The 6,183-nt window shown below is 67.1% G+C and carries 9 protein-coding genes; 8 read left to right on the forward strand and 1 reads right to left on the reverse strand.

Annotated elements, in window-relative coordinates:
- A partial coding sequence (locus VKZ50_12265; protein HLJ60494.1) for a nitrilase-related carbon-nitrogen hydrolase occupies window positions 1-404 on the forward strand: 404 nt, incomplete at its 5' end.
- 459 nt (window positions 405-863) lie between these two features.
- Window positions 864-1,280, forward strand: a complete 417-nt coding sequence (locus VKZ50_12270; protein ID HLJ60495.1) for a hypothetical protein — start codon at window positions 864-866, stop codon at window positions 1,278-1,280.
- Window positions 1,281-1,399: 119 nt separating this feature from the next.
- Here the strand turns inward: VKZ50_12270 and VKZ50_12275 are convergent, their stop codons facing one another.
- Entirely contained in the window at window positions 1,400-1,597 is a 198-nt protein-coding gene (locus VKZ50_12275; protein ID HLJ60496.1) for a hypothetical protein, read from the reverse strand.
- Between the two features lie 313 nt (window positions 1,598-1,910).
- Here VKZ50_12275 and VKZ50_12280 point away from each other — a divergent pair, with 313 nt between their 5' ends.
- The 6 genes from VKZ50_12280 to VKZ50_12305 all read left to right on the forward strand — a co-directional run.
- Window positions 1,911-2,474: an NAD(P)H-dependent oxidoreductase gene (locus VKZ50_12280; GenBank protein ID HLJ60497.1), complete on the forward strand. Its 564-nt coding sequence runs from the start codon at window positions 1,911-1,913 to the stop codon at window positions 2,472-2,474.
- Between the two features lie 218 nt (window positions 2,475-2,692).
- Window positions 2,693-3,115 (forward strand): hypothetical protein, encoded by a 423-nt coding sequence (locus VKZ50_12285; protein ID HLJ60498.1) that lies wholly within the window; start codon window positions 2,693-2,695, stop codon window positions 3,113-3,115.
- 110 nt (window positions 3,116-3,225) lie between these two features.
- Window positions 3,226-3,582 carry an STAS domain-containing protein gene (locus VKZ50_12290; GenBank protein HLJ60499.1) on the forward strand — a complete coding sequence of 119 codons (357 nt, stop codon included), beginning with the start codon at window positions 3,226-3,228 and terminating at the stop codon, window positions 3,580-3,582.
- A 98-nt stretch (window positions 3,583-3,680) separates the two neighbouring features.
- Window positions 3,681-5,231 (forward strand): glycosyltransferase family 39 protein, encoded by a 1,551-nt coding sequence (locus VKZ50_12295; GenBank protein ID HLJ60500.1) that lies wholly within the window; start codon window positions 3,681-3,683, stop codon window positions 5,229-5,231.
- Between the two features lie 44 nt (window positions 5,232-5,275).
- Window positions 5,276-5,464: a hypothetical protein gene (locus VKZ50_12300; GenBank protein ID HLJ60501.1), complete on the forward strand. Its 189-nt coding sequence runs from the start codon at window positions 5,276-5,278 to the stop codon at window positions 5,462-5,464.
- Window positions 5,465-6,183: Gfo/Idh/MocA family oxidoreductase (locus VKZ50_12305; GenBank protein ID HLJ60502.1), on the forward strand; the 719-nt coding region annotated here is incomplete at its 3' end.

Genomic DNA, 6,183 nt, shown 5'->3' on the forward strand with positions numbered 1-6,183 from the left:
GTTATCCCGAAACCGTGCGATGGGCAGCGGTACGGGGCGCCAAAATCGTCTTTCACCCCCACCACACGGGCAGTGACCGGCAAGGTGTCCGCCTGACGCAATGGGGCACGACCGGCGCGCCCTATTACGAAAAGGCCATGATGATGCGCAGCATGGAGAACACAATCTACTTTGCCAGTGTCAACTATGCGCTGCGCTTTCAGGAATCGGCGACTAGTCTCATCACCCCCTCCGGCGAGTGCCAGGCGTACTTGCCCTATGGTCAGGAAGGCGTGCTCGTGCAGCCCATCAACCTCGAGGACGCAACCGGTTTGCTCGCCGCTCGATACGCGCCCGAACGATACCAGGAAGCGATGGCGGAGCGGACGCCCAACGGCGTGGACACGGTGAACCAACGGCGGTGAAGCCGGGGAGGAATGGATGACGCTCCGGGTGCAGGTGCGCACCGTCTAGGCGAACCGGCGGCAGGACGGCACGGCCCCGGGGCGGCACGCGCCACCGCGTGGGCGGTCCTGACGCCCGTATCCGGTCGGTGCGGACCTGCAATGCAGGGATCGGCACGGGCGGCACGTACCCTGGCGGTCCGCATCCCGTGGTGGCTCGCCGGGAGCGTTCCGTCCGCGTCCCTGGTGCTCGGGGTCTCGCTTCGCCGGCCGACCCGGATGCAGTGGGTGGTTGGTGGGACTGCTCATCGCGGCGGTCGTCGCCCGCGCGCCCGGACGCGTTCGGGCGTGATCCCGATCGGCGCAAGTGGACTGGCACTTGAGATCGCGGAGTCCGGCCCGGCAGTCGCGCCCATCCCAGCCGACCCTCGCGATTCGGCGAAGGCGAGCAGGGCCACAAGACATGGCGACCGACGGAACATGCTCTCCTTGATGCCGCGGTGGGTCCTGGGTATCGTCTTTCTCGTTGGCGCGCATCTTTCAGCATCCTACCTCACGCCCCTTGACGAACAGGCTCAGAGGACGTTTCTCGGACTGCTCAAGTGGGCATGGCCTTGGGCGTACGGGGAGCATGGGCCGCTCGGTGAACTCTCGCCGGAACCCTCAGGGTTTCCACTAGGCGGCTTCTTCATTGCCGCGACGAGCGCGGGGCTGCTTTTCCCAGCCGCTCTCTCGGTCCTGGGTTGGTGGGTGCCGTTCGGCTGGTGGCGGCCACTCGCGGTCGCGGGTGCTGGGGTTCAACTGATTCTTATGGCTTCGTTCGCTGGCCCGACGAAGCTGATGCCGATCGCCTTGGATGCACTCATCCTGTACGCGACGTTGAGCCGCTCGTGGTAGTGCACATGAACGTTGGGTGTACACAGCGATGGAACTGCGGCCGCCGAGGCCTGTGCGCGGACGAGAGTCACAGTCGGCGGGACCCTTCCTGCGTGCGCACCGAGCGTGGCGATTCCCGGTTAGTGCGTCAGCGCGCTGAACGTCGTCCCGAGGTAGTAGGGCCACAAGACGATCGCTAGGACACCGTTCCAGAACACCAGGTGGAGGAATCCGATTGTGAAGAGCCATCCTCCGACCCAAAGCAGTCCCATGCAATTCGGCGCCGACACGACCTTGACTTTGTCCACGGCATCCCCCTTGGCGAGTGCCCTGCCCAACGGTCTTGGCTCCTAGCATACGGGCTCGCCGTCGACGGAGGCATCCGGCGGGCACCCGATCTTGCGACGTGAAAAGCACCGCCACCCTCCGGCTCAGTCGACACGAGCGCGACACCAACGGGATCAGCGACGCCTATTCCACGCAACGAGAGGAGACGGCGCAACAATTGCCGTGGATCTCGCCGAAGTCATCGGTCCGGCGCCGAGGTCGCGCTCGCGAGCGCAAGGCGGAAGGCACGGGGAATGGTGACCTGCCCACGTCCGTTCCAGCCCAGTGGTATCGTCTCAAGACGAGATTCACCTGGAGCGACCGATGCTCAATCTCCTCGTCATCATCGCCAGCACGCGACCGGGTCGGGCCGGTTGGCCCGTCGCACAGTGGTTCGTGAAGGTGGCCGAGCGGCACGAAGCGTTTCACGTCACGCTCGCTGACTTGGCCGAGATCAACCTGCCGCTGCTTGATGAGCCCGCGCATCCGCGAATGCGGCAGTACGCGCACGAGCACACCAAGGCGTGGAGCAAGTTGGTGAGCGCGGCCGATGCCTTCGTGTTGGTGATGCCAGAATACAATTACTTCGCGCCTCCCGCACTTGTGAACGCCGTGGACTACTTGCTGTACGAATGGAGCTACAAGCCGGCGGGCTTCGTGAGCTACGGTGCGATGTCGGGCGGCGTGCGGTCCGTGCAGGCCATCAAACCGCTGCTCACATCGGTCAGCGTCATGCCGTTGCCTGTCGGGGTGGCGATCCCGTTCGTTTCCAAGCACATCGACGACACGAAGACCTTCGTCGCCACCGATCAGCATGAGCAGTCAGCCCGAGCCATGCTCGATGAACTGCGGAAGTGGGCCGCGGCACTCAAGCCGCTGCGCGAGTAAGGGCGACTCGGAACTCTCACACCGGCACCACACATTTCACCTTGGGCGCGTCGGATATGCGGTAGCGAACGCACACGGCACCGGCGCGAAGAGCCCCAGCGGAGCCTGGGGCCTGTTTCGTTTTGGGGGCCGGCTCGCAGGCCCGGAGTCGGGGGCCGTGGTTTGGAATCGCCCGTGGCGCGGGCAAGATGCTTGGTGGGGGCCACCACGGGAGTCCCATGAGTCGTTGGCGCGCGATGTTCTGGTCACGCTCCTCCGTGATTCCGAACCTTGCGGAGGCGGTCGAGCCGAGTGATCTTGAGGTAAGACCGGAGGTCGTCGTGGTGGAGCACGGCACCGAGCTCCACTTGTCGGCGTGTGCCGGATCGGCATATGATGCGCTCGTGCGCACGTGTCGGTATGTGGAGCAGCATCTGCCTCGTCTTTGGTACTTTCACCTTCGCCGGGTCAGTATTGCCAACACGGAAGAGACCCACACGTTCACTACGCTGCCGGAGTTGGCCGAGCTGTTGCAAACCTCGGAGGCGCGCGTGCAAGAAATGATCGGGTGGGTCAGCTTCCCGCCCGCGGTCGCCCGCGTGGGCGACCGGAGCCTGTGGGACGAGGCCGCGATCAGGCGCGTCGCACACAAGTTCATCTAGCGCGCCGCGCCCTTCGTCCAATCTTAACCTTCCCCATCATCCCCTCTTAACGCGGCACCGGTAGAGTGTGCGTATCGCGTAACCCGCCAGCCGCTCACGGGGTGCTGCCAATGCTGAGACAACATCACCGCCCGACGCTTGCCCTGCGGGCGGAGCGTCGTGGAGGGGCGGTCGTGTTGCGCCCGGTCGGGGAGGTGGACCTGAGCACGCACCCGATCTTGAAGACCGGATTGGCCGAGGCGCTGAAGGTCAGTCAACGCGTGTTGGTCGACATGACGGACGTCGCGTACATCGATAGCATCGGCGTCAAGACGCTGCTGCGGTACCACGAGAAAGCCTCCATGCTCGGGGCGCGACTGGCGCTGACCAATCCATCTGCACTGCTGCGCAGCTTGATCGACATCTTGGACCGCGACCACAGCCTCACGGTGTTCCGCAGCCTGGACGCCGCCCTCCAAGACCCCTAGCCCGCGCCGGCGGCGCGGAGGAGGATTCTCGGCGCCCCGGTTCCAACACTGCAATCCTCACGCACCTTACCGGCGGAGCGGGAACAGGCGCCATGGCCATGCACGCACATAGCGACGAGGCGGCATCGCCGGTTGAAGCCGGCCGCCGACCGCCGACGTGGCACCATCTCACGCTGTGGGGCGTGCTTGCGCTCGCGGCGGCGGTCCGTCTCCACTGGATCGGGCTTGGTTCACTCGACATCGACGAAGCGTTCACGGTTTGGGTTGCCCGGCACCCCATCGCCGATATCTGGACGGTGCTCGCCCGGCTCGACGATCATCCACCACTCTACTATGTCACGCTCCATTGGTGGATGCACATCTTCGGAGATGGGGTCGTCGCGCTGCGCCTGCCCTCGGTCCTGAGCGGGCTGCTCACGGTCGTGTTCGGGTACAGCCTCGGGCGGATCGTGGGCGGCCGCCCGCTCGGTCTCCTCACGGCGTTCCTGGTCGCGCTTGCGCCGGACCTGGTGACATGGAGCCAGGAGGCCCGCATGTACGCGCTCGAGACGCTCGGGCTGGCGGCGGCGATGGTCGCACTCGCACGGTTGCTCGTCGGCGAGCGGGGAACGTGGGCGGTCTGGGCCGCGTACGTCGGCGGCGCGGCCGGCGCTATGTGGACCGACTACACGGCGGCGTTGTTTCCCGTCGCGGTGCTGGTGGTGCTTGCGTGCGTTGCGTGGACGCTCCCGCGGAGCGATCGCCCCGCGTTCGTCCGGCGTTGGGTGGGCGCCCACCTCGCCGTCGCGGCGCTGTGTCTGCCCGAACTGTTCCTGCTTGTGCGCCAGGTGGAGGGCGGAACCGTTGTCCACTGGTACGCGCTCAATCCCTATGCCCCGGCCGCGACCGCGGCCGTCGGCATCGGCTTGGTTCTCCTCGGACGCGCGATCTGGCGGCACGAGCCGCACTGGGTGGCGCTGACGACCGCGCTCTGGGTCGTGCCGATCGCATGCCTGATCGCGGTCTCGCTCGTTGGCCCGGTGTTCGTGAAGCGGGCGTATCTGTGGACCGACGTGCCGCTCGCCCTGGCGATCGCGGCCGGTCTGGAGCGGATCCGTCTGCCGTGGGTGCGGGTGGGCTTGGTGGCCGTGGTCGCGACCGTCGCCGTCGTCGGCGTGCTCGCACACTACCGCGACGACGTGGCGGGGGATGTGCTGCGCGGGTGGGACCGTGCGGCGGCGTACGTCGCCGCGCGGGTAGCGCCCGGCGACCTGGTACTGTTCTACGTCCCGTACGTGCAGCCGGCGTTCGACTACTACTTCGCGCGCTATCATCCCGAGGTCGACGAGCGGGGGGTGCCCGCGGACTTCGGCGCCAGCCGGACGCTGTTTCCGCCGCTCGCGGACGCCGACGCCGCGCGGGTGCCCCCGCTCGTGGCCGGGCATCCCCGGGTGTGGCTGGTGCACGGGATGTATCCGAGCGCCCGCGTCATCCTTCACGCCCTCGACGGCGAGGGGCGTCTCGTCGGCACTCGGACGGTGACCGCGGCGCTCACGATCTATCTCTACGAGACCAGACGCGGCAGTGGGCACCGGCCGGCATCGTGGGCCAGCCGTCGGGGCGACGGGCGGGCAGGCGGAGGGGTCCAGCGGGCCTACGCCACGAAATAGTCCGGCGACTCCACACGGGGATACGATGCGTCGGGAGGCTCAGGATGGTCTGGCGTGTTCGCAAGGTCGTGAGGCACCGCAACGTGGTGGACCGGGCGGTGGGCATCATCATGGGGACGACGTTCGCGCCGACGCTGCCGCGCGTCGGCTTCGCGAACACGTTCGTATCGCTGCGGAGTAGACTCACGATCCGGTGCGGGGCGCAACGGGGCGCCGCCACCGGGAGCGTGTAGATGTCGCTCAAGGTCGGCGTGCTCGGCGCGGGATTCATCGGCCGGATCCACGCCCTCAACCTGCGTCGGGACGCGCGCGTGACACTCGTCGGGGTCGCGGATGCGGTGCCCGAGGCCGCAGCGCGGTTGGCCGCGGAAACCGGCGCCGCATCGCTCTCGGACCTCGACGCGCTGCTGGACGCGGGCGTCCAGGCCGTCTACATCACCACGCCCAACACGCACCACGTCGAGCCGGTGATGCGGGCGCTCGCGCACGGCGTGCATGTGTTCTCGGAAAAACCGATGGCGACGTCACTCGACGGTGCCTGGGCAATCCGGGAAGCGGCCGGGCGCGCCGCCGGCATCTACCAAATCGGATTCAACCGCCGCTTCGCGAACGTGTACCGGTTCGCGAAGCGGCTGATCGACGACGGTCGCCTGACGCCAATCGCCGCCCAGATGAAGCACAACCGCGGTGAGCTTCAGCAGCCCCCGTGGACGGCCGATCCGCGCGTGACCGGAGGCTTCCTCTACGAGACGCCCGTGCACCTGTTCGACATGGTCCGGTTCTTGTTCGGCGACGTGGCGGCGATCCAGGGCCGGGCTCGTCAGAGCGTCTACCGCGAGTTGGACGGGTTTGCGATGGTGCTCACATGCCGAAGCGGCGTCATCGCGACGGTGACCAGCGTAGCCCACGCCACATGGCTGTTTCCGTCCGAGCGGGTGGAAGTGTACGGCGC

The sequence above is a fragment of the bacterium genome (genome assembly GCA_035295165.1).
Lineage (GTDB): Bacteria > Sysuimicrobiota > Sysuimicrobiia > Sysuimicrobiales > Segetimicrobiaceae > JAJPIA01.

Coding starts and splice junctions, on each gene's coding strand:
- VKZ50_12290 (HLJ60499.1), top strand. CDS start 3,226: ATGCTGAGACAACATCACCGCCCGACGCTTGCCCTGCGGGCGGAGCGT.
- VKZ50_12270 (HLJ60495.1), top strand. CDS start 864: ATGCTCTCCTTGATGCCGCGGTGGGTCCTGGGTATCGTCTTTCTCGTT.
- VKZ50_12285 (HLJ60498.1), top strand. CDS start 2,693: ATGAGTCGTTGGCGCGCGATGTTCTGGTCACGCTCCTCCGTGATTCCG.
- VKZ50_12300 (HLJ60501.1), top strand. CDS start 5,276: ATGGTCTGGCGTGTTCGCAAGGTCGTGAGGCACCGCAACGTGGTGGAC.
- VKZ50_12295 (HLJ60500.1), top strand. CDS start 3,681: ATGCACGCACATAGCGACGAGGCGGCATCGCCGGTTGAAGCCGGCCGC.
- VKZ50_12280 (HLJ60497.1), top strand. CDS start 1,911: ATGCTCAATCTCCTCGTCATCATCGCCAGCACGCGACCGGGTCGGGCC.